Annotated in this window: 20 protein-coding genes and 1 rRNA gene; 5 read left to right on the forward strand and 16 right to left on the reverse strand. The window is 66.8% G+C overall.

Annotated elements, in window-relative coordinates:
* Positions 1–3 precede the first annotated feature (3 nt).
* The 3 genes from AC2A1N_RS07420 to AC2A1N_RS07430 all read right to left on the reverse strand — a co-directional run bounded on the left by AC2A1N_RS07420 (position 4) and on the right by AC2A1N_RS07430 (position 2,570).
* Entirely contained in the window at positions 4–1,167 is a 1,164-nt protein-coding gene (locus AC2A1N_RS07420) for a COX15/CtaA family protein (RefSeq protein WP_061480360.1), read from the reverse strand.
* A gap of 10 nt (positions 1,168–1,177) precedes the next feature.
* Positions 1,178–1,750 (reverse strand): hypothetical protein, encoded by a 573-nt coding sequence (locus tag AC2A1N_RS07425; RefSeq protein WP_242889828.1) that lies wholly within the window; start codon positions 1,748–1,750, stop codon positions 1,178–1,180.
* Positions 1,751–1,853: 103 nt separating this feature from the next.
* Positions 1,854–2,570 (reverse strand): SURF1 family protein, encoded by a 717-nt coding sequence (locus AC2A1N_RS07430; protein ID WP_242889836.1) that lies wholly within the window; start codon positions 2,568–2,570, stop codon positions 1,854–1,856.
* 57 nt (positions 2,571–2,627) lie between these two features.
* Here AC2A1N_RS07430 and AC2A1N_RS07435 point away from each other — a divergent pair, with 57 nt between their 5' ends.
* Positions 2,628–2,846, forward strand: a complete 219-nt coding sequence (locus AC2A1N_RS07435) for a twin transmembrane helix small protein (RefSeq protein WP_049416782.1) — start codon at positions 2,628–2,630, stop codon at positions 2,844–2,846.
* Positions 2,847–2,866: 20 nt separating this feature from the next.
* Here AC2A1N_RS07435 and AC2A1N_RS07440 read toward each other — a convergent pair whose 3' ends face one another.
* From AC2A1N_RS07440 to AC2A1N_RS07465, 6 genes are read right to left on the reverse strand one after another with little or no spacing between them, the layout of a single operon-like run.
* Positions 2,867–3,742, reverse strand: coding sequence for a cytochrome c oxidase subunit 3 (locus AC2A1N_RS07440; protein ID WP_005407793.1), 876 nt, complete (start codon positions 3,740–3,742; stop codon positions 2,867–2,869).
* Positions 3,743–3,755: 13 nt separating this feature from the next.
* Positions 3,756–4,346, reverse strand: a complete 591-nt coding sequence (locus tag AC2A1N_RS07445; RefSeq protein ID WP_061480363.1) for a cytochrome c oxidase assembly protein — start codon at positions 4,344–4,346, stop codon at positions 3,756–3,758.
* Positions 4,343–4,561 (reverse strand): hypothetical protein, encoded by a 219-nt coding sequence (locus AC2A1N_RS07450; RefSeq protein WP_242889838.1) that lies wholly within the window; start codon positions 4,559–4,561, stop codon positions 4,343–4,345. The genes AC2A1N_RS07445 and AC2A1N_RS07450 overlap by 4 nt, the downstream gene beginning before the upstream one ends.
* An 8-nt stretch (positions 4,562–4,569) precedes the next feature.
* Positions 4,570–6,177, reverse strand: a complete 1,608-nt coding sequence (gene ctaD, locus AC2A1N_RS07455) for a cytochrome c oxidase subunit I (RefSeq protein WP_004153896.1) — start codon at positions 6,175–6,177, stop codon at positions 4,570–4,572.
* Between the two features lie 59 nt (positions 6,178–6,236).
* Entirely contained in the window at positions 6,237–7,193 is a 957-nt protein-coding gene (coxB, locus tag AC2A1N_RS07460) for a cytochrome c oxidase subunit II (RefSeq protein WP_134969262.1), read from the reverse strand.
* Positions 7,194–7,204: 11 nt separating this feature from the next.
* The gene (locus AC2A1N_RS07465; protein ID WP_021202927.1) at positions 7,205–7,681 is read right to left on the reverse strand and encodes a DUF2244 domain-containing protein; all 477 of its coding nucleotides are present in this window, start codon (positions 7,679–7,681) and stop codon (positions 7,205–7,207) included.
* Between the two features lie 274 nt (positions 7,682–7,955).
* On the opposite strand from AC2A1N_RS07465, the gene putA reads away from it, so the two are divergent.
* On the forward strand, positions 7,956–11,174 hold the full coding sequence (gene putA / locus AC2A1N_RS07470; RefSeq protein WP_484371915.1) for a bifunctional proline dehydrogenase/L-glutamate gamma-semialdehyde dehydrogenase PutA: 3,219 nt from the start codon (positions 7,956–7,958) through the stop codon (positions 11,172–11,174).
* Between the two features lie 118 nt (positions 11,175–11,292).
* On the opposite strand, the gene AC2A1N_RS07475 is transcribed toward putA, so the two are convergent.
* From AC2A1N_RS07475 to AC2A1N_RS07490, 4 genes are all read right to left on the reverse strand, one after another.
* Positions 11,293–12,366, reverse strand: a complete 1,074-nt coding sequence (locus AC2A1N_RS07475) for an AAA family ATPase (RefSeq protein ID WP_242889842.1) — start codon at positions 12,364–12,366, stop codon at positions 11,293–11,295.
* Complete coding sequence (gene pnuC, locus AC2A1N_RS07480; RefSeq protein WP_061480368.1) at positions 12,353–12,952, reverse strand: nicotinamide riboside transporter PnuC; 600 nt, start codon at positions 12,950–12,952, stop codon at positions 12,353–12,355. The genes AC2A1N_RS07475 and pnuC overlap by 14 nt, the downstream gene beginning before the upstream one ends.
* Before the next feature lie 70 nt (positions 12,953–13,022).
* Positions 13,023–13,469, reverse strand: a complete 447-nt coding sequence (locus tag AC2A1N_RS07485) for a hypothetical protein (RefSeq protein WP_134969258.1) — start codon at positions 13,467–13,469, stop codon at positions 13,023–13,025.
* A 143-nt stretch (positions 13,470–13,612) separates the two neighbouring features.
* A complete protein-coding gene (locus AC2A1N_RS07490) occupies positions 13,613–15,040 on the reverse strand; it encodes an outer membrane protein transport protein (RefSeq protein WP_242889844.1) in 1,428 nt (475 codons plus the stop codon).
* Positions 15,041–15,267: 227 nt separating this feature from the next.
* Here AC2A1N_RS07490 and AC2A1N_RS07495 point away from each other — a divergent pair, with 227 nt between their 5' ends.
* Entirely contained in the window at positions 15,268–15,960 is a 693-nt protein-coding gene (locus tag AC2A1N_RS07495) for a rhomboid family intramembrane serine protease (protein WP_005414994.1), read from the forward strand.
* Positions 15,961–16,020: 60 nt separating this feature from the next.
* Here the strand turns inward: AC2A1N_RS07495 and AC2A1N_RS07500 are convergent, their stop codons facing one another.
* A complete protein-coding gene (locus tag AC2A1N_RS07500) occupies positions 16,021–17,481 on the reverse strand; it encodes a S41 family peptidase (RefSeq protein WP_061480370.1) in 1,461 nt (486 codons plus the stop codon).
* Between the two features lie 108 nt (positions 17,482–17,589).
* Positions 17,590–18,888, reverse strand: a complete 1,299-nt coding sequence (locus AC2A1N_RS07505; RefSeq protein ID WP_061480371.1) for a murein hydrolase activator EnvC family protein — start codon at positions 18,886–18,888, stop codon at positions 17,590–17,592.
* A gap of 95 nt (positions 18,889–18,983) precedes the next feature.
* Between AC2A1N_RS07505 and AC2A1N_RS07510 the strand changes: the two genes are divergently transcribed.
* Positions 18,984–19,646, forward strand: a complete 663-nt coding sequence (locus tag AC2A1N_RS07510) for a DUF4097 family beta strand repeat-containing protein (RefSeq protein WP_061480372.1) — start codon at positions 18,984–18,986, stop codon at positions 19,644–19,646.
* 86 nt (positions 19,647–19,732) lie between these two features.
* On the forward strand, positions 19,733–21,442 hold the full coding sequence (locus AC2A1N_RS07515) for a M28 family metallopeptidase (protein WP_061480373.1): 1,710 nt from the start codon (positions 19,733–19,735) through the stop codon (positions 21,440–21,442).
* Positions 21,443–21,758: 316 nt separating this feature from the next.
* Here AC2A1N_RS07515 and rrf read toward each other — a convergent pair.
* A 5S ribosomal RNA gene (gene rrf / locus AC2A1N_RS07520) occupies positions 21,759–21,873 on the reverse strand.
* Between the last annotated feature and the right edge of the window lie 186 nt (positions 21,874–22,059).

Here is a 22,059-nt window from a genome sequence, read left to right on the forward strand (position 1 = left end):
GAATCAGTCCGGGGCGCGCAGGCGGGCCAGCAGGCTGACCAGCACGAACAACAGGGCAACGGCCACGCCGTTGTGGGCCACGGCCACTTCCAGTGGCAGCGCCAGCTTCACATTGAGGATGCCGAGGGTGACCTGCAGCACCAGCAGCGCGATCAGCGCGCTGGCCCAGCCGCGCATGCTCGGCAACCGGAACAGGCGCACGCCCAGCCACAGCAGGTAGATGGCCACCACCACCGCGAACAGGCGGTGCGCCATCTGGATGGCGATACGGGAAGCACCATCCAGCACGCCACCTTCGTAGTCCACGCCGATGCCACGCCACAGGGTGAAGCCTTCGACGAAGTTGTGCTGCGGCCACCACTGGTTGGCACAGCGCGGGAAGTTGTCCAGCGATGCACTGCCGCCGCCGCAGGCCAGCGCCGCGTAGTTGGCACTGACCCAGCCGCCGAGTGCGATCTGGGTGACCAGCACCGCCAGGCCGATGCGCAGCAGCCACTTCAGCTTCGGTGCCTCGGCCAGGGTGATCGGCATGTGCGTCGCACGCCAGGCCATCCAGGCCAGCAGGGCGAACATCAGCATGCCGCCCAGCAGGTGGCCCATCACCACGATGGGTTTGAGCAGCAGGGTCACCGTCCACATGCCCAGCAGGGCCTGGAAGATCACCACCGCCAGGGTCAGCAGTGCAGCGCGTGCCAGATCGATGTTGCTCCAGCGCAGCGCGGCGATCAGCAGGATCGCCTCGCCGATCAGAGCCAATGCACTGGCGGTGCCATGCCAGCCCATCATGTACAGCGGTATGCCAGCGGCCACCAGCACGCAGGCGGTCACCACTGCCGTGGTTCCAAAGCGGCGCTTGCGCGTGGCCAGCAGGGCCAGGGTCAGGATCTCGATGCCCAGCGCGCCGGCCAGGAAGCGGTGCACCTGCTCACGCCAGGCCTTGTGGGTCTCCAGCGGGCGGATCTCCGCCGCCGGGTGGCCGATGGTCTCTTCCACGTGCTGCGGCCAGGTGGCCTGGCCATAGCAGGTCGGCCAGTCCGGGCAGCTCAGGCCGGCATCGGACAGGCGTACGAACGCGCCGAACATGATCGTGCTCGCGGTCATGATCATGGCGAACCACGCCAGGCGGTGGAAATTGCGGTGCAGCGCCGGACGCGCGGAAAGGCTCATCAAACGGGACTCACTTCAGTTTCAGCAACGTGGCCATGTCCTTGCGCAGGCCACCGAGGTCGGAACCCGGGGCATGGCGCATGATCACGAAGCCGTTCGGATCGATCACGTAGACCGGCAGTCCCGCCGGATCATCGACGCCCGGCAACGCCGCGCGCAGGGCTGGCGACGGAGCCAGCGGCCGCAGCGCGGGCAGCGAGGCGATCGACGCCGGTGGCGTACCCAGCCACAGGATCTCGACATTATCGGCGTTATGGCCGAACAGCTGCCACACCTTGCCCAGCCCCTGCGACAAAGTGACGCACTGCGCGTCGCAGGCACCGGCCGGTGGTGCCACCAGCAGGCGCCAGGTGCGGGCCTCGGGGTTCCAAGGATAGGGCTGGCCACTGGCCAGGGTCGGCGCCTGCTGGCGCAGGTCCACCGGCGGCTTCAGCAGCTGTCCCGCATTGCGGTGCCCGGTGGGCTGCCAGCCGGATAAGCGCAATACCGCGGCCAGCGCCATCGCCCCGAAGAACACGGCAAACAGCAGCACCAGGGTCCGGCGGCCGGAGCCGCGCGCCTGCGGGGACGTAGCAGTGTTCATGCGGGGCATTTTCTCATGGTTGGGTAAACGATGCCGGTAGTGCCGGCCGCTGCCCGGCATCCAGGAATCCGGGAATCCGGGGATTGCCGGCCAGCGGCCGGCACTACCGGGCGATGGGCCGTCTCCTGCGCCGCTCCAGCACCAGCGCCACCACCAGCACGGTCAGGGCCAGGCCGAACCACTGCACGGCGTAGCCCAGGTGTCGCTGAGGCGGCAGCGTGTTCGGCAGCAGGTCCAGATCGCGCTCGTCGCCAAAGGGCAGCGCCGGGTCCAGTCGCAGGACCCGCTCGGGCAGCGTTGGCAGGCCCAGCGCTGCGGCCAGGCCCTCGGCCGGCAAGCGGCTGGCCAGCCAGCGCCCGGCCTCACCGGTGGCGGAGAACGCCGGGCCCAGTACCAGCCCCGCCGAAGGCGGTGGCGCCAGCAACCCGCGCACCGCCACCGGCGAAGGCGGCGCCGGTATGTCCGGCAGCGTGCGATCCGGCGGCAGCGCGCGCCAGCCAAGATCGACCAGCAGCACGCTGCCTTCGTCACTGCGGAACGGGCGATAGATCTTCACGCCCGCGCGGCCGTGCCGGGTCTGGTTGTCCAGCAGCACCACGCCGGGAAGGAAGCGACCGTGGTCGGCCACGCCGTGCAACGCACCGGGCGCTGCCAGCGCCTGCGCCAACGACAGTACCTGCGCTGCGGCTGGACCCTGCGCATCCAACATTGACTGTTTGGCATGCATGCGCTGCAGCTGCCACAGCCCCAATGCAGTGAAACCGGCCATCGCCAGCACGGCCAGCAACCATCCGATCACGCGTGTGTGCTGGCGCATCATGACAAGTCCGCGCAAACGCGGTCAGATAGGCGCACCCACCCTGCCCTCGAGCCGCGCATGAGTGATTCGCTGAAGACCCTGCTGGTAATCGCGTTTCTGATCGTCATCGTCTGGAACCTGGGCGCCGGCCTGTATTACCTGCTGGTCGACCGCGGCCAGACCAAGCGCACGGTCAACGCACTGACACGTCGCATCGCGGTGTCGGTGGCGTTGATCGTACTGGTGATCGTGAGCATCTACATGGGCTGGATCAAGCCGCACGGCGTCGGCGGCTGAGGCCACCGATGCGTGCGTGGTCAAAGCACGTAGACGAACAGGAACAGCATCAGCCACACCACGTCGACGAAGTGCCAGTACCACGCGGCCGCTTCGAAACCGAAATGGTTGTCGCGGGTGAAGTGTCCTTTGGCCGAACGCAGCCACATCACGATCAGCATGATCGTGCCCAGCAGCACGTGCGCGCCGTGGAAGCCGGTCAGCATGAAGAATGTCGAACCGTAGATACCCGAACCGAGCGTCAGGTTCAGCTCCTTGTAGGCGTGGATGTACTCTTCCGCCTGCAGGGTCAGGAAACCGAGGCCGAGCACCACGGTCAGGCCCAGCCAGATCAGCAGCTGGCGGCGGTTGCCGGCCTTCAGTGCGTGATGGGCGATGGTCAGGGTCACGCCGGAGGTGAGCAGGATCAGCGTATTGATCAGCGGCAGGCCCCAGGCCGGGATGGTCTGGAAGGCGCCACCGATCGCCGCCGGGCCATTGGTCGGCCATCCGGCGGAGTAGCCCTGCCAGAGCAGCTCGTTGGTCATCACCCCGCGGCCTTCGCCGCTCAGCCACGACAGGCCCAGGTTGCGGGTGTAGAACAGCGCGCCGAAGAAGGCACCGAAGAACATCACCTCGGAGAAGATGAACCAGATCATCCCCATCCGGAACGAGCCATCGACCTGGTGGTTGTAGTTGCCGGCCTGCGATTCGCGCACCACGTCGCTGAACCACCAGAACAGGGTCAGCACCAGCATCGCGATGCCGATATAGAACGTCCAGCGCCCCCAGCTGGCGTCGTTGAGCCAGCTGGCCACGCCCACCATGGTCACCATCATCGCGATGGAGCCCACGAACGGCCATTTGCTCTGGGCCGGGACGAAGTACACGTTGGCGTCGGTCGGTGTCTGGGCCATGTCGGTATCCGGGTCAGGGTGCGGCGTGCGCGCCGTCCGAGGTGGCGGCCGGGAGCAGCCGATCGGACAACGCGTCGTTGCGGTAGAAGGTGTAGGACAAGGTGATCGTCTTGATTTCCGGCGGCAGGTCCGGATCGACGATGAAGCGCACCGGCATGTCGCGCTTCTCGCCGGCCTGCAGCGTCTGCGCGGTGAAACAGAAGCACTCGGTCTTGCTGAAGAAGCCCGACGCGCGTGCCGGCGCCACCGAAGGCACCGCGCTGCCAACGACTGCCTGCTGGCTGTCGTTGCGGGCGAAGTACAGCGCCTCGTTGAGTTCGCCGGGCACCACATCCATGGTCAGCTGCTCGGGATGGAACGACCATGGCAGGCGCGAATTGACGCCGCCATCGAACTCCACCCGCACGGTGCGCTTGCCAGCTGCAGCACCCGTACTGGCTTCACCACCTGGGCCGCGCTCCAGGCGCACGCCGAATACCTTTTCGCAGGCAATGCGGTACAGCGGCACCAGCGAGAAGGTCAGCAGGAACACCGCCACTGCCACGCCGATCAGGCGCGGCAGCCCGGCACTGGGGGACCGCGTGCTGGCCGGAGCCTCGCTCATCGGCCGATCACCCCGCTGAGGATGAAGCCGACGTAGACCAGCACCGCGATGGCGCCGACCCACATCGCCGTGCGCCGGGCACGCTGGCGCTGCTGTTCGATGCCGTTTTCCGGGGCGTCGCCCGGGCTGTTGTAGAGCCGAGCCATGCTCGGCTGCTCCACGTCAGCCGAGCATGTCTCGGCTCTACAGGTCTGCAGTGGGCTCTCGTTATGCATGCCCCACCTCAATGCGTGATGTCGTCATGCGCCAGATCCCCCGGACGGATGGTCGGCGGCGTGGTGAAGGTGTGCGCCGGTGCCGGCGATGGCAGCGTCCACTCCAGCCCGCGTGCACCTTCCCAGCTGCGTGCTTCGGCCTTCTCGCCGTTGCGCAGCGAGGACAGCAGGATCGCGGCCATCATGAACGGCGTGACGAACATGCCGAACGCACCGATCGAGCTGATCAGGTTCCAGTCGGCGAAGGCCACGCTGTAATCGGGAATGCGGCGCGGCATGCCGGCCAGGCCGAGGAAATGCTGCGGGAAGAACAGCAGGTTGACGAACACGATCGACCACCAGAAGTGCACCTTGGCCCACTTCTCGCTGTACATGCGCCCGGTCCACTTCGGCCACCAGTAATACACCGCCGCGATCAGCGCGAACACCGCGCCGGTCACCAGCACGTAGTGGAAATGCGCAACCACGAAGTAGGTGTCGTGGTACTGGAAGTCGGCCGCCACGATGGCCAGCATCAGACCGGAGAAGCCACCGATGGTGAACAGGATGACGAAGGCCACCGACCACAGCATCGGCGCCTCGAACGTCAGCGAGCCCCGCCACATGGTGCTGACCCAGTTGAACACCTTCACGCCGGTCGGGATCGAGATCAGCATGGTGGCGAACATGAAGTAGATCTCGCCGCCCAGCGGCATGCCCACGGTGAACATGTGGTGGGCCCAGACAATGAACGACAGGAACGCGATCGCGGCGGTGGCGTACACCATCGCCTGGTAGCCGAACAGCGGCTTGCGGCTGAAGGTCGGGATGATCTCGCTGACCACGCCGAAGGCGGGCAGGATCATGATGTAGACCTCGGGATGGCCGAAGAACCAGAAGATGTGCTGGTACATCACCGGGTCACCGCCACCGGCGGCGTTGAAGAAGCTGGTGCCGAAGAACTTGTCGGTCAGCAGCATGGTCACCGCACCGGCCAGCACCGGCATCACCGCGATCAGCAGGAAGGCGGTGATCAGCCAGGCCCAGCAGAAGATCGGCATCTTCAGCAGGTCGATGCCCGGCGCGCGCATGTTGAGCACGGTGGCGATGATGTTGATCGCACCCATGATCGAGCTGATACCGGCCACGTGGATGGCGAACACGCTGAAGGCCACGTTGTAGCCGCCCTGCAGCGACAGCGGCGGGTACAGCGTCCAGCCGCCGGCCGGTGCACCACCGGGCAGGAACAGCGTCAGCAGCAGCAGGCTGAAGGCCACCGGCAGCAGCCAGAACGACCAGTTGTTCATGCGCGGCAGCGCCATGTCCGGCGCGCCGATCTGCAGCGGGATCATCCAGTTGGCAAGGCCGACGAACGCCGGCATCACGCCACCGAAGATCATCACCAGCGCATGCACGGTCGTCATCTGGTTGAAGAACTCGGGCTTGACGAACTGCAGGCCCGGCTGCGCCAGCTCGGCGCGGATCACCACGCTCATCGCCGCACCGATGATGAACATGATGAAGCTGAAACCCAGGTACAGCGTGCCGATGTCCTTGTGGTTGGTCGAGAAGAACCAACGCTCGAAGAAACTCTGCTGGTGATGGTGATCGTCGTGCCCAACTGCCGAGTGCGCCATTGCAAAACACCTCTCAGAATCGGTTGTCACCACGGCCGCGAGCGGCCGCGGGCTTTACATCACGCGCCGCTGGCCGCAACCGCAGGTGCGTTGCCGGCTTCGGCAGCAGCAGGTGCCGCCGGTGCTTCGCCCGCAGGGGCAGCCGGTTCTGCAGGTGCCGCAGGGGGGGCGGGCTCGGCCGGCGGTGCAGGCTTGCGCTGCGCCAGCCACTGCTTGAAGTCCTCCTTGGACACCGCCTCGACCACGATCGGCATGAAGCCGTGGTCCTTGCCGCACAGCTCGGCGCATTGCCCGCGGTACACCCCGGGCTGCTCGATGCTGGTCCACGCTTCATTGATGAAACCGGGGATGGCGTCCTGCTTCCAGCCCAGCGCCGGTACCCACCAGGCGTGGATCACGTCGTCGGAGGTGATGACGAAACGCACCTTGGTATCGACCGGCAACACCAGCCGGTTGTCGACGTCCAGCAGGTAGTGCGGATGGCTTTCGCGGGTCGGCACGATGCCACTCTGCCGCACGCGGTCGGACTCGCGGTCCAGGCGGCTGGTGAAGGTGACGTTCTCGCCGAGGTATTCGTACTTCCACATCCACTGATAGCCGGTGACCTTGACCGTCATCTCGGCATCGCGGGTGTCGTACATCTTGATCAGGTTGGCCGTGGCCGGCCATGCCATCACGACCAGGATGATCACCGGGATCACCGTCCAGATGATCTCGGCCTTGGTGTTGTGGCTGAAGGTGGCGGCGACTGCGCCCTTGGATTTGCGGAACTTGAAGATGGCGTAGGCCATCGCCCCGAACACGATGACGCCGATCACCGTGCAGATGATCAACGACAGGTTGTTCGATTCCCAGGCCAGGCGCGAGGTCTGGGTCACCCCCTTGCCCATGTTCAGCTGCCACGGCTTGGGATCGGCCGCCTGGGCCCAGGCCGACGCCGGAATCAGTCCCCCGGTCGCCAGCATCGCGGCGACCGCGTTCACGCACTTCGTGCCCCACCTGCTGCTTTGCTTCATTGCCTAGACCCTTAGCGTCGTCGGTTGCCGCCATCGCTGGCGGCGAGCAAGCTTTCAAGTGTCTCTGCGAGCGTCTGGCGTTCGGCCGGCGCGAGGAAACTCCCCACCTCCACCTGCCGGCCGCTGGATGCCAGCCGGACCCTCTCATCGTCGGTGAGCAGGCGCACCCAGTGCGGGTGGGCCCGGAACACCGGCGATCCACCGGGTACGGGGATGACCTCCACGTACGCCGGCACTACCCGGATCTCCTCCTGCCGTTCACCGCTGCGCCACAAGGCACGCAGCGCCGCCGCCAGCACCAGGCTGTACAGCAGCGCGAACAGGGGGGCGAATGCATTGCCGGCCCACCACCCGAGGGCGGACACCAGCCACATCGCACCCGACAACACGGTGAACAACAGGACGAACTGCCGGGCATCGAGCGCCCGTGGGGGACGCAGCCGCAGCTGCGTACCTGACCCATCCGGAGCTGGAAGCACCTCGATCATGTCGCAACCGCGTTCCTGCCGCGGGAAACGTCTCGATGGTAGCCCCGCCCTCTCGCCGGTAGCAAGGGTGCATTCACACTTTTTCCGATGCTGCAACACAGCATGAGGTCGGCGGCACGAATGACGAATTCAGCACAAATCTTGCCGGGTTTGCTGAACACGCCGAATCCACCACCGTTAGTAGCTATCAGCCCTTCATGAAGGTGTCTGCAGGGCACTTCCGAAGGCCGCAAAAATGATTAAAATCGCCAAGTTTTCCACTGGCCGGACCGGCATGAACGCACCTTCCTCCTCCCCTGCCGCCCACGACGCCCCGCGTCCGGGCGCGCTGCTGTCGCCGGAACTGCCGGCGCCCCCCAACCCGTTCCGCCAGGCCATCACCGATGCCTGGTTGAAGGACGAGGCGAGCCACGTGCGTGAGCTGCTGGCGCAGGCGCGCCTGCCCGCCGAGGAACAGGCCAGGGTGCAGGCGCTGGCCGCCGACCTGGTCGGCCGCGTGCGCGTGCGTGCCAAGGACCAGGGCGCGATCGAAGCCTTCATGCGCCAGTACGACCTGGGCAGCGAAGAAGGCGTGCTGCTGATGTGCGTGGCAGAGGCCCTGCTGCGCATTCCGGACCAGGACACTGCCGACAAGCTGATCCGCGACAAGCTGGCCGATGCCGACTGGGAAAAGCACTTGGGTGGCAGCGACTCGGTGCTGGTCAATGCCTCCACCTGGGGCCTGATGCTGACCGGCAAGCTGGTGCAGATGAACGACGCCACCCGCGCCGATGCGCCCAGCGCGTTCAAGCGCCTGGTCGGCCGCGTCGGTGAGCCGGTGGTGCGCCTGGCCGTGCGCCAGGCGATGAAGATCATGGGCCACCAGTTCGTCATGGGCCGCACCATCAGCGAGGCGCTGTCGCGCTCGCACAAGGGCGACAACGCCAGCTACCGCTACTCCTTCGACATGCTGGGCGAAGGCGCGCTGACCATGAAGGACGCACTTCGCTACCTGGAAGACTACCGTCGCGCGATCCACGCCATCGGCGGTGATCACAAGGCCCGCGGCGGCCGCCCGGACGGCGACGTCAACAACGCGCCGGGCATCTCGATCAAGCTGTCGGCGCTGTACCCGCGCTACGAGCACGCCAAGCGCGAGCGCGTGCTGAAGGACCTGGTGCCGGGCGTGCTGGAACTGGCACAGCTGGCCAAGAGCTACGGCATCGGCTGCACCGTCGACGCCGAAGAGTCCGACCGCCTGGAACTGTCGCTGGACATCATCGAGCAGGTGTTCTCGGACGCCTCGCTGGCTGGCTGGGATGGCTTCGGTGTGGTCGTACAGGCCTACCAGAAGCGCACGCCGTACACGATCGACCACCTGGCCGACATGGCACGCCGTGCCGGTCGCCGCCTCCAGGTGCGCCTGGTCAAGGGCGCCTACTGGGATGCCGAGATCAAGCGTGCGCAGATCGAAGGCTACCCGGGCTACCCGGTGTTCACCCGCAAGCAGAACACCGATGTGTCCTACCTGGCCTGCGCCAAGCGGCTGTTCACCCATGCGGACGCGATCTACCCGATGTTCGCCACGCACAACGCGCACACCATCGCGGCCGTGCGCAGCATCGCCAACGGCGGCGTGTACGAGCACCAGAAGCTGCACGGCATGGGCGACGACCTGTACGCCGAAGTGGTGCCGGCCGACCGCTTGAACCTGCCCTGCCGCGTGTACGCCCCGGTCGGTTCGCACGAAGACCTGCTGCCGTACCTGGTGCGCCGCCTGCTGGAAAACGGCGCCAACTCCAGCTTCGTCAACCGCATCACCGACGAGCGCGTGCCGATCGCCGACCTGATCCGCGATCCGGTCGAGATGGTCGCCTCGTTCGAATCGATTCCGCATCCCAAGATCCCGCTGCCGGTTGACCTGCTGCGCAGCCAGAACCACGACAGGAAGAACTCCATGGGCGCCAACCTCGCCAACGACAACGAACTGCGCGCCCTGGCCGAGCAGCTCAACGCCGCCGTGAAGCCGTGGCAGGCCTCGCCGCTGGTACCGGGTGCCAACCCGGCCGGCGCCGCACTGCCGGTGACCAACCCGGCCGACACCCGCGAAGTGGTCGGCCAGTGGCTGGCCGCCGATGCCGCTACCGTGCAGAAGGCGCTGGCGAATGCCGTAGCCGCGCAGCCGGCCTGGAACCGCACCCCGGCCGCCAGCCGCGCCGCCATCCTCGAACACGCCGCCGACCAGCTGGAAGCGCGCATGCCGGAGTTCATGGCACTGTGCGTGAAGGAAGCCGGCAAGAGCCTGCCCGACAGCATCGCCGAAGTGCGCGAAGCCGTGGATTTCCTGCGCTACTACGCCAAGCAGGCGCGCGAGCAGTTCAGCCACGCCGAGAAGCTGCCGAGCCCGACCGGTGAGTCCAACGAGCTGCAGCTGCACGGCCGCGGCGTGTTCGTCTGCATCAGCCCGTGGAACTTCCCACTGGCGATCTTCCTGGGCCAGGTCGCCGCTGCTCTGGCCGCCGGCAACAGCGTCATCGCCAAGCCGGCCGAGCAGACCAACCTGATCGGCTACTACGCGGTGAAGCTGCTGCACGATGCCGGCGTGCCGGCCGAGGTGGTGCAGTTCCTGCCGGGCGACGGCGCCACCGTGGGTGCGGCGCTGACCGCCGACCCGCGCGTGGCCGGCGTGGCCTTCACCGGCTCCACCGAGACCGCCCGTGCGATCAACCGCGCGATGGCCGCGCGTGACGCCGCCATCGGCGTGCTGATCGCCGAGACCGGTGGCCAGAACGCCTTCATCGCCGACTCCTCGGCACTGCCGGAACAGCTGGTCAAGGACGCGATCGGTTCGGCCTTCACCTCCGCTGGCCAGCGCTGCTCGGCCGCGCGCGTGCTGTTCGTGCAGGACGACATCGCCGACAAGGTGATGACCATGCTGGCCGGTGCGATGAAGGAACTGAAGGTCGGCAACCCGGGCCTGCTGTCCACCGACGTCGGCCCGGTGATCGACGCAGATGCGCTGAAGATCCTGCAGGACCACGCCGAACGCATGGACCGCGAAGCGCGCCTGATCGCCGCCGCCGAGCTGTCCGCCGAAACCGCCCACGGCACCTTCTTCGCACCGCGCGCGTACGAGCTGAAGGACCTGGGCCAGCTGCAGAAGGAAGTGTTCGGTCCGGTCCTGCACGTGATCCGCTGGAAGGGCGACCAGCTCGACGCGGTGATCGACCAGATCAACGCCACCGGCTACGGCCTGACCCTGGGCGTGCATTCGCGCATCGACGAAACCGTTGACCGCATCAGCAACGGCGTCCACGTCGGCAACGTGTACGTCAACCGCAACCAGATCGGTGCAGTGGTCGGCGTGCAGCCGTTCGGCGGCCAGGGCCTGTCCGGCACCGGCCCGAAGGCCGGCGGCCCGCACTACCTGCTGCGCTTTGCCACCGAAAAGACGGTGACGGTGAACACCACCGCCGCCGGCGGCAACGCCTCGCTGCTGACCCTGGGCGACTGATCGCCTGCTTGGTGCGGCAAACAAGAAACCCCGCGAACGCGGGGTTTTTTGTGCTTTGCTTCCTGTAGCGCCGAGCCCACGCTCGGCTTTCCTGGCGCAGCCGAGCATGGGCTCGGCGCTACAGAGGCAGGGCGACACTGAACCGGTTGTCCGCACGCTTCGCCAGCTCGCCCTGCACGCGCGCGGTGCGCGCTTCCAGATCGCCCTCCAGCAGCACGTATTCGACGCCCCGCGCCTGCAGCTCGCGCACGTACCACGCATGCTGCTGCGCCCGGAAGGCTTCGCCCACCCGAGTGCCGTCCTGATCGAAAGGGATATCCGGCGCACACAGGAACAGCAGGTCATATGGCCGCAATGCAGCCTGCCGCAGTGCCTCCGGCGCCGTACCAGACATCCAGCCGCTGTAGCCCAGCGTCACCAGCGGCGTGGTATCGCAGAACAGCCAGCGATGCGCCCGCCGCGCAGCCTTGTCTTCATGCTGCGGCTGGGTCATTGCGATGCGAAGCAGATCGTCCGGCATCAGGTCGCCCCCCTGCTGCTCCCAGAGCGTGCGGCCATACTCCGGCACCCAGGCGGTCTGCAGGCACTCGGCCATCACCCGCGCCAGCGTGGTCTTGCCACTGGACTCGCCACCAATGAAGGCCACGCGCTGCACGTATCCGGCGTACACCTCCGGTGCGAGACCATGGCGGTGCGCATGCGGATCGGCGCGCAGCTGGGTGCCGCACGCCTGCCCGACGTCCAATGCGCGTTCGAGCCGCTCATGGCGTACCGGCGCACCGAAGTGCGTGGCCAGCGCCTGCGCGAAGCCGTCACCGTAGTCCTCGCCGGTGAATACCGCCTGCACCGGGCCACCGAACAGGTGCTGGCACAGCCAGGCGGTGAACTCGCGCTGCACTTGCTCGTTGTCGCTGTCCTGCGGCAGCGTGCGCACGGGCAAACCGTGCTGCGTGCACAATGCTACCAGCCGCGCGTCATCAAGCACCGCCACCGTCGCCTGCGGGAAGCGCGCTCGCAGCCAGCGCTCGCGACGCTCGGCGCTGTAGCCTGGGAAACCCGGCTGCGACCAGCCGATCACCAGCAACTGCCGGCAGCGCGTAGCGGCGAAGTCGATCAGGCGTTCGTGGCCGAGGTGCAGCGGGCAGAACTTGCCCACCACCAACCCCCGCGCGACGCGCTCAGGCGGCGGCATCGGCTGCCTTGGCCTCGGTCCGCATCAGATGGCGCCAATGGCGCAGGGCGACCAGCGCGTTTATCCAGAAACCGATGTAGAGGATCGAGGTCAGATGCAGGCCACGGCTGTAGTACAGCGGCACTGCCACGGTGTTCACCAGCAGCCACACCCACCACGATTCCAGCTTGCGCCGCATCATCAGGATCTGCGCGATCACGCTCAGCACCAGCACCGCCGAATCGATGTAAGGCGCATAGGCGTTGGTCAGTCGGGTCAGCATCCAGCCGTAGCCGAACGTGGCCACCACCGCCAGCGGCGCCAGCCAGGCCCATGCACGCGGCCGCAGCGCAGTGATCGGCAGCGGCGCGCCATGGTCGCCGCGCAGCCACTGCCACCAGCCCAGCACGCTGATGGCGATGAAGAAGAACTGCAGCACCATGTCCGCATACAGGTGCGAGCGCTCGAACACGGCCGCAAACAATGCGCAGCCGACGATGCCCAGCCACCAGGTGTGCACGTTGTTGCGACCAGCCAGCAGGATCGAGCCGGCGACGGCGATGTTGGCGGCCAGCTCCAGCTGGAAGTTCGGGTCGGACAGGTTCATCGCACCATTGTCGCGTAGATCCACGCCCTGCGTCGTCGGACCAGCAGATCCATGCCATGCGTGGATGGAATCAAGGCCGCGCGCGCACCAACAACCGCTGTCTCTCTCCGCTTCCCCAACGTCCTGGCTGCAGGCCGGCTGAAGAGAGCAACGGCGCAAGCCAGTCAGGCGGAACGATGTCCCAGATCACGCCATCGAACGGATGCGGCCATGGGGTTCCCTGAGGATTCGGCGAATGCAGGAACAACGCACTCTGACCGGTATCCGGCGCCAGCGTCACCCAACACTGCACATGCTCCCGCTCGCTCGACACAACCCGTTCAAGCAGCCGCAGGAGCCCTGCGGCAACGGCGGAGCGATCACTGATATGGCGATTGCCGCGCCCCATCCAGTCAAGATGCGTGTGCCAGTAGTCGAACCATTCCGACTCCAGCACGCGATCCAGAGTCGCGTTCGCCTTGGCCTCTTCCCGAGCCCAGTATCGGATCATCCGCTTCTGGTAGCGACGATCAACCATTTTGTATTCGCCTGCACTGCGTAAATCCCGGCAAGGTGGCAGGCACTCCCAATAAAGTCACGAGCCGGAAGCGTCATCCATGCATAAAAAAAGGCCCCGCCTGCGCGGGGCCCTCCGTGTCCTGCTTCAGGCAATCGCCCGGATCAGAACTTGTACTGCATCGACGCCGCCAGCACGTCGCCGCTGACCTTGTACTTGCCGGTCACGGTGTTGGCAGTGGCCGAGGTCGAGGTGATGTTCGGATCCTTGGTGAACAGGTGGGTGTAGCCCACGCTGTATTCCATCTTGTCCGAAGCGGCGTAGGTCAGGCCCAGCGACAGCCACTTGCGGGTGGTGTCCGGCACGCGCACGTCGCGGTGGGCGTCGGTGGTCGGGGTCTGGTCGTAGGCCAGGCCGCCACGCAGGGTCAGCTTGTCGTTCACGCGGAAATCGGTACCGATCGACGCGAAGGTGGTGTCGCGGTAGTGGAACGGCAGCACGCTGTCCGGCTGGTTGGAGTCATAGTCGACCGTGACCTGGTCGAACTTGCTCCACGCCGTGCGCGTGACCTCGGCCATGATCTGCCATTGGTCGTTCACGCGGTGGGTGAAGCCCACGGTGGCGCTGGCCGGCAGGGTGATGGTAGCGCGGCCGTTGCTGTCGATGAAGGTACCCGGGGCGGCAGTGGCCAGGAAGGCGGCCGCGTTCTGCGGGATGGTGAAGTCGGCCTTGCCGTCGGTGATCTTGTGCTCGACCTTCGAGCGGTAGCTGAAGGCGATGTTGGTGCCTTCCACCGGGGTGACCGTCATGCCCAGGGTGTAGCCGACCGACACTTCGTCGCCCTTGATGCGCAGGTAGCCATCGGCGGTGCCCGGGGCGAAGCCCTGTTGGGCCATGGCCACGGCAGCCTGGCGCGAGGCAGCAGCGGCCTGCGCAGCGGTGCCGCCGGCAGCCAGCACACGCGCCGCAGCCGTGCGCTGGGCGCTGGCGTTGATCGCGGTGCCGGTGTCGACAGCGCTGGTCAGGTCGACGTTCAGGCGCTCGGCGAACACCGAAGCACCGAACGACAGGTACGGGTTGACGTCATAGGAGAACGCCACGCCCAGGTCGATCGCCTGCAGCTCGGTCTTGACGCCATTGTAGCGGCCGACCCAGTCGCGGTCGTATTCGGTCTTGAAGCCGAACGGCACGGTCAGCGAAGCACCGAAGTGCATGTTGTCGTTCTCGCCGAACGGCACGTGGAAGTACGCGGCCGGAACCGGGGCGATCATGCCGGCGTCGCCGCCGTTGCCACCGGAAATCGGCGCGCCGTTGCCGTACTGGCCCTGGCCGCGGAACTTGGCGCCGAAGCTGATGGCGCTGACGTCGCCCTGGACCAGGGTGCCGTCGAGCAGGCGCATGGAGGCCGGGTTGGTGGCGATGACCGAGGCGTCACCTTCGGTCGAGGTGGAGCCGGCGAACGCGCGGCCCAGGCCCTTGGCGCTGTTTTCCTTCAGCTGGAAGGCGGCAGCATTGGCATCGGCGGCGGCCAGCGCACCGGCAACGCCGACGGCCAGCAGGGTCAGTCGGGCAATGGTGGAAGCGGTTTGCATCGTAGTTCTCTCTCTCCGGTAAGCGGTGATGGTGCTCTGAGTGCGCCTGCGCCCGCCGGGTCCTGGGACCCATCGGAGCGCGCCGGATTCCCCTCCCGACATACGACGCCGTATGCGAGTATTACCCAGAGCTGTTAATGAAACAATAACAGCGCAGGCGGTTTTTTCGTCTCAAAAGCTGAACAGGACCATCCCCACCGAAAGTGGCCGCACGCTAGGCTATTGGCATGTTCGTCTCGCTCCCGTCCCGCAAGAAGGCGGCCCTGCGCTGGGCCACGCCCGTGCTGTTCGCGTCATTGTGGCTGGCGTTCCTGTGGTCGATCTCGCGTCCGGACGATGCCCGCGGCAGCCTCTGGCTGGACTGGGGCGCCCTGTCCACCGGCCTGACCCGCCCGCTGGACTGGTGGGCGACGCTGCAGGACGGCAGCGTGCTGCGCCTGTTCACCGCGCTGTTCCTGCACGCCGACTGGTCACACCTGCTGGGCAACCTGGTGTTCCTGCTGATCTTCGGCCTGCCCGCCGAGCGGGTGCTGGGGCCGTGGCGGCTGCTGCTGCTGTTCCTGGTCGGCGGCGCAGTGTCGAACCTGGTCGCGATCTACACCATGGGCAGCCCGGACCAGATCATCATCGGCGCCAGCGGCGCGGTGTCGGCCCTGATCGGTGCGTATCTGGCCCTGTTCCCAGGCGCGCGGCTGGGCGTGGTGATCCCGCTCGGCCTGTTCCTGGAGTTCGTGCGCGCCCCGGCGTACCTGCTGATCGGCGTCTGGGCGGCACTGCAGGTGGTGTTCGCCCACATCGGCCCCAGCTTCGGCATGGTGGCCTGGTGGGCGCACATCGGCGGCTTCGTGTTCGGCGTCGTGTACGGGGTCTATGTACGCGCCGCGATCGCGCGCCGCCTGCGCAAGCGGCACGGCTTCTGATCCAGGTAGAGCCGGCCGCTGGCCGGCTCCACGCTCACCCGCTCGTTCGTAGACCAGGAATCAAGGCTTGGCCGGCACAGGAGCGGGCTTGGCTTCCGGCGTGCTGTCTGCCTTCGGTTCGACCTTCGGCTCCGGCTTGGCTTCGGGCTTCGCCGCAGCGGCCTTCGCGGGCTTGGCGGCATCCGCCTTCGCGGCTTCGGCCTTCAACCGTGCGGCCACCGAGCCCGGGTTCTTCAGCTCGGCCAGCGCGTCGTTGATCGGGCCGTCGCCCGGCAGCACCGCACCGGCGTGGTAGCCCTCGGTGCCTTCGTCGTCGCCGCGCAGATGGCCCGGCAGTGTCGCTTCGCTGTAATCGCTCAGGCTGGCCGGCAGGGCATCCTCCGCCAACGTAGCGGCGGGCTTCAACTCAACATCCGGCACGATGCCGGTGGCCTGGATCGACTTGCCGCTGGGCGTGTAATAGCGCGCGGTGGTCAGCTTCACCGAATCGCCGTTGTCCAGCGGCAGCACGGTCTGCACCGAGCCCTTGCCGAAGGTGCGGCTGCCCACCACGCGGGCGCGCTTGTTGTCGCGCAGCGCGCCGGCGAGTACTTCCGAGGCACTGGCCGAACCGGCATCGGCCAGCACCACCACCGGTGCGCCCTTCAACAGGTCGCCCGGGGTCGCGTCGAACCGGGCATCGCTGATGCTGATGCGGCCACGGGTGCTGACGATGTTGCCCTTGTCGAGCAGATCGTCGGCGACCTGCACGGCGGCCGTCAGCAGGCCACCCGGGTTGCTGCGCAGATCCAGCACCAGGCCCTTGAGCTGGCCACCGGACTGCTTCTGCAGCTGCTGCACGTGCTTCTGGAAGTCCGAGCCAGTATCGGCCTGGAAGGTGCTCAGGCGGATATAGCCATAGCCCGGCTCGAGCAGGCGGCTGCGCACGCTGGTCACGCGGATGGTCTGGCGGGTCAGGCTGACATCGAACGGCTTCGGCTTGCCGTCACGCACGATGGTCAGCACCACCTTGCTGCCGGCCGGGCCGCGCAGCGGTTCACTCGCATCGATCGCGCTGATCGGCTTGCCGTCGATGGCGATGATCAAATCGCCGGCAAGGATGCCGGCCTTGGCTGCCGGCGTGTCGTCGATCGGCGCGATCACCTTCATGCTGGCGTTGTCCGGCTGCTGCTGCAGCTCCACGCCGATGCCCTCGTAGGCACCGTTGGCCTGCTCGTCGAAGGCCTGCGCGTCTTCCTTGTTGAAGTAGGTGCTGTGCGGATCAAGGTCGAGCAGCAGGCCACGCACGGCTGACTGCATCAGCTTCTTGTCATCGACCGGGTCGACATAGGCGGCGCGCACCGCGTTGTACACGGCCACGAAACGGCGGATTTCCTCCAGCGGCACCTTCGAGGTCACCGCCTCCTCGCTGTTCGCTGCCTGCCCGCTGGTTTCCTGGCTCGGGGCGGGCGCGGTCTGCTGCGCCCAGGACAGCGCTGGCAACAGGGCCAGCAAGAGGGTGGCGGTACGGGCTGCGCGCATGGATCACTCCTGTCGACGGTGGCATGGTGCCCAAGGCACATGCACCGATTATGCGCGAAGCACAGCTAAATTCCCGTTGAATCCGGCCCGCATCCGGCGGGCCGGGATTCAGCGCCGCTGCAGCCAGCTGTCCGGGTTGACCGGCTGCCCGCCACGGCGCAGCTCGAAGTACAGCGCGGTGACGCCCTGGCCGCCGGAATTGCCGACCTTGGCCACCGCATCGCCGCGGCTGACCCGCGCGCCAGCATCCTTCAGCAGGGTGTCGTTATGCGCGTAAAGGCTCATGTAGCCGTTGCCGTGGTCGACGATCAGGATCATGCCGTAGCCGGTCATCCAGTCGGAGAACACCACGGTGCCATCGGCCACGGCCGTGACCGTGCTGCCGGCTGGCGCGCCGATCAGCACACCGCTGCTGGTGCGCCCATCGGGCAGCTTGCCGCCATAGCGGGCCAGCAGGTTGCCGGACAACGGCCAACTCAGGCCGCCGACCTTCGGCGCCGGTGCCGACGCCACCGCAGGTGGAACCTTGGTGGGCGGCGGTGGACGGCCCTGCGCGGCGGCCTGACGTGCGGCGCGCTCGGCAGCGGCTTTCTCGGCGGCGGCCCGGCGTGCAGCGGCGCGCCGCTCGGCTTCGGCCCGCGCGGCAGCGGCACGCAGGTTGGCCAGCAGCGTTTCCAGTGCCTTGGCGTCCTGGCCCAGTGCCTGTTCCTTCTCGCGCTGGTCCTTGAAGCGCTCTTCCAGCGAGGCAACGGTCTTTGCGCGATCGCGGCGGTCCGCTTCCAGGGCGGCTGCCTGCTGTTTCTGGTCCTGCTGCGTCCCCTGCAGCTTCTGCTTGCGCTCGGCGATCTGCGCCTGCAGCGCTTCCAGTTCCTTCAGGTCGGCGGTCAGCGTGGTGATCCGCTGCGCACGCTCGCGCTGCAGGTAGCGATGGTAGGCCAGGGCGCGGTTGGCATCAGCCACCGTGTCCTGCGACAGCAGCAGCTTCAGCGGTGCGTGGTTGCCCAGCTGATACGCCGCGCGCAACAGCCCGGCCAGTTCGCGGTGCTGCTGGGCCAGGTTGCCCTGCAGCGTGCTGCGGCGCTGCTCGGCTTCGGCCAGGGCGCGGCCCTGCTCGCGCAGCGCGGCTTCCGTCTGCGCAAGGGCACGGCCGGTGCGGGCGACCTTCTCGTCGGCCTCGCGCAGCTGCCGCGATGCCTGCCCGCGCTGGCCCTCGATCTGCCGTCGCTCCTGCGCCACGCCCTTCAGTTCGGTACGCAGTTTCTGCAGCTTGCGCTCGGTCTCGCGGGTGGTCTGCGCACCGCTGGGCAGCGGCAGGGCCAGCGCCAACGCCAGCCCCAGCAGCAGGCAGCGACCGCCGCGGGCAGCGGCGATGTGATGTCGGCGTGATGGGAAGGCATTGTCGCGCAAGGGCTTTCCAGTGACTTCAGGCAGTTGCGGGGGCTACCGGGGAATGGTGACATCTCCGCACGCGGCCTGCCAGCCGCACATCCATCGAGGTCGCCATGAAAACTCTTTCCATTCCGCTGCTGTTGGGCGTACTGCTGGCCACCGGGCCGGTCTGTGCGCAGGAGAACATCAGCAAGGTCAACGGCAGCATCAGCGCCGAACCGGGTCAACGCTACGGCAAGCTGGACACCGTCAACGGCGGCATCCGCATCGGCGAAGGCGTCGAGACCGGCAGCATCGACACCGTCAACGGCGGGGTGAAGGTCGCCGACCGCGCCCGCACCGGCAAGATCGAAACGGTCAACGGCGGTGTGCGCCTGGGTCGTGAAGTGATCGCCAATGGCGGCGTCAGCACGGTCAATGGCAGCATCTTCAGCGATCGCGGCAGCCAGATCGAAGGCGGCGTCGAGACCGTCAACGGCGGCATCGGGCTGGTCGAGAGCCGCGTGGGCAAGGATGTGGAGACCGTCAATGGTGACATCACCGTCGGTATCGGTTCGCAGGTCAGCGGCGGTGTGCATGTGCGCAAGCCGAACTTCAGTGTCTCGCTGACCGCCAGCCGCAAGCCGCGCGTGATCATCGGCCCGAATGCGGTGGTCACCGGCCCCCTGCAGTTCGAACGCGAAGTGGTGCTGTACGTGCATCGCTCCGCTCGCATCGGCCCGGTGACCGGCGCCGAGCCAATCCCGTTCGACACCGATACCGCCCCGACGGACTGAACCCGCCGGACCTGCCGGTTCGGTAATACTCACTGTTACCGGTCGCGCATCAGGTGCGGCCGCCCTTTGTTCTCCAGGAATCGACGATGCCCCGCAAACTCCTCCTGTGCCTGGCCGCCGCGGCCGCGCTCAGTGCCTGCAAAGGCGAAAACACGCCCGCCGCCGCGCCGGTCACCGACACCGCTGCGGCGAAGCCGGCCGCCCATTCGTTCTCCCCGGAGATCAATGCCGGCGACTTCGCCGAGATGGTCAAGACCCTGGCCTCGGATGAGTTCGAGGGCCGCGCGCCGGGCAGCAAGGGCGAAGAACTGACGGTCAACTACATCCGCGACCAGATGCAGCGCATCGGCCTGCAGCCCGGCAACGGCGACAGCTGGTTCCAGGATGTGCCGATGACCGAGACCACGGCCGACGAATCGACCGTGCTGAAGATCACCCAGGGCGGCAAGACCACCGAGCTGAAGTTCGGCACCGACATGGTGGTGGGTACCCGCACCGGCCAGGCCGAGGTAAAGGTCGATGCCAGCGACCTGGTGTTCGTTGGCTATGGCGTCGATGCGCCGGAGCAGAAGTGGAACGATTACGCCGGCCAGGACTGGAAAGGCAAGACGGTCGTCATGTTCGTCAACGACCCGGGCTTCCACGTCGAGGACGAGAAGCTGTTCGACGGCAAACGCATGACCTACTACGGCCGCTGGACCTACAAGTTCGAGGAAGCCGCCCGCAAGGGCGCCGCTGCTGCACTGATCGTGCACGACACCGCCGGCGCCTCCTACGGCTGGGACGTGGTGAAGAACTCCTGGGCGGGCCCGCAGTACGACCTGCCGGCCAAGGATGACCCGGAAGCGCGTATCCCGGTGCAGGGCTGGCTGAGCGCCGACGCGGCCAAGGCACTGTTCGCCGGTGCCGGCCTGGACCTGGCGCAGGCCTACAAGGACGCCAGCAAGCGCGGTTTCAAGCCGGTGCCGCTGAAGGCCACCGCTGCGGTCGACCTGAAGAGCCAGATCGCACAGAAGCAGTCGCGCAACGTGGTGGGTGTGCTGCCGGGCAGCAAGCGCGCTGACGAGGCGGTGCTGTACATGGCGCACTGGGATCACCTGGGCAAGCATGAGGGCGAGACCGGCGACAACATCTACAACGGCGCCGTCGATAATGCGACCGGCGTCGCCGGTATTCTCGAAGTGGCCGAAGCCATGGCCCACCAGGACCCGAAGCCGGAGCGTTCGGTGGTGTTCCTGGCCGTGACCCTGGAAGAATCCGGCCTGCTGGGTTCGAAGTACTACGTCGCCCATCCGACCTTCCCGCTGGACAAGATCGCCGGTGTGATCAACATCGATGCGATGTCGGTGGCCGGCCGTGCCAAGGACGTGACCGTCACCGGCTTCGGCAGCTCGGAGCTGGAGGACATCCTCAAGCCGTTGGCCGCCGCCCAGGACCGTACGCTGCACGGTGAGACCTCGGTGCAAAGCGGCTTCTACTTCCGCTCGGATCACTTCAACTTCGCCAAGGCCGGTGTGCCGGCCCTGTACGCCGATGGCGGCGAGGACCTGCGCGAGGGTGGCGTGGAAGCGGGCCGCAAGGCCGCGGCGGACTACGGCGCCAACCGCTACCATGGCCCGAAGGACGAGTTCGACGCCGCCACCTGGAAGCTGGACGGCGCCGTCGAAGACCTGCAGCTGATGTACGGCGTCGGCAAGGAGCTGGCCGGTGGTGATCGTTGGCCGAACTGGTATGCAGGCAACCCGTTCAAGGCGGCCCGCGACGCGATGATGAAGGACAAGGCTTCGGCCAAGTAAAGTCGGGCCATGCTCGACTGAGGACTGTTGAGAGCAGAGCGGCGCCCCAAGGGGCGCCGCTTTTCTTTTGCATACCGTCGGCGGCAGATCCACGACTGGTGTGGATCTGCCGGTAGTGCCGGCCGCTGGCCGGCAATCGATTCGTAGCGGCCAACCTTGGTTGGCGCCATGCTTCCTCGCAGAGGGCATCCACGCAGGGCGTGGATCTAGCGGGCGATGTAACGCCATCGGGTTGCCGGCAAGCGGCCGGCACTACCTGTATTCCTGCGCCCAAAGAAAAACCCCGCTGCGCGAGCAGCGGGGTTTGGGGTGTAAACCCTGGCGATGACCTACTCTCGCATGGCTTGAGCCACACTACCATCGGCGCAGCTGCGTTTCACTTCCGAGTTCGGGATGGGATCGGGTGGTTCCACAGCGCTAATTTCACCAGGGAGACGGTTGCAGCAGCGCTTGCAGCGCCAGCTTCGCGATCTTGCCCTTGGGCGGAAGGTATCCAGAAAAGCAATGCCTTCACTTAATAAGAAAAACCCCGCTGCGTCAGCAGCGGGGTTTTGGGTGTAAACCCTGGCGATGACCTACTCTCGCATGGCTTGAGCCACACTACCATCGGCGCAGCT

Source organism: Stenotrophomonas maltophilia group sp. SKK55 (genome assembly GCF_057179845.1).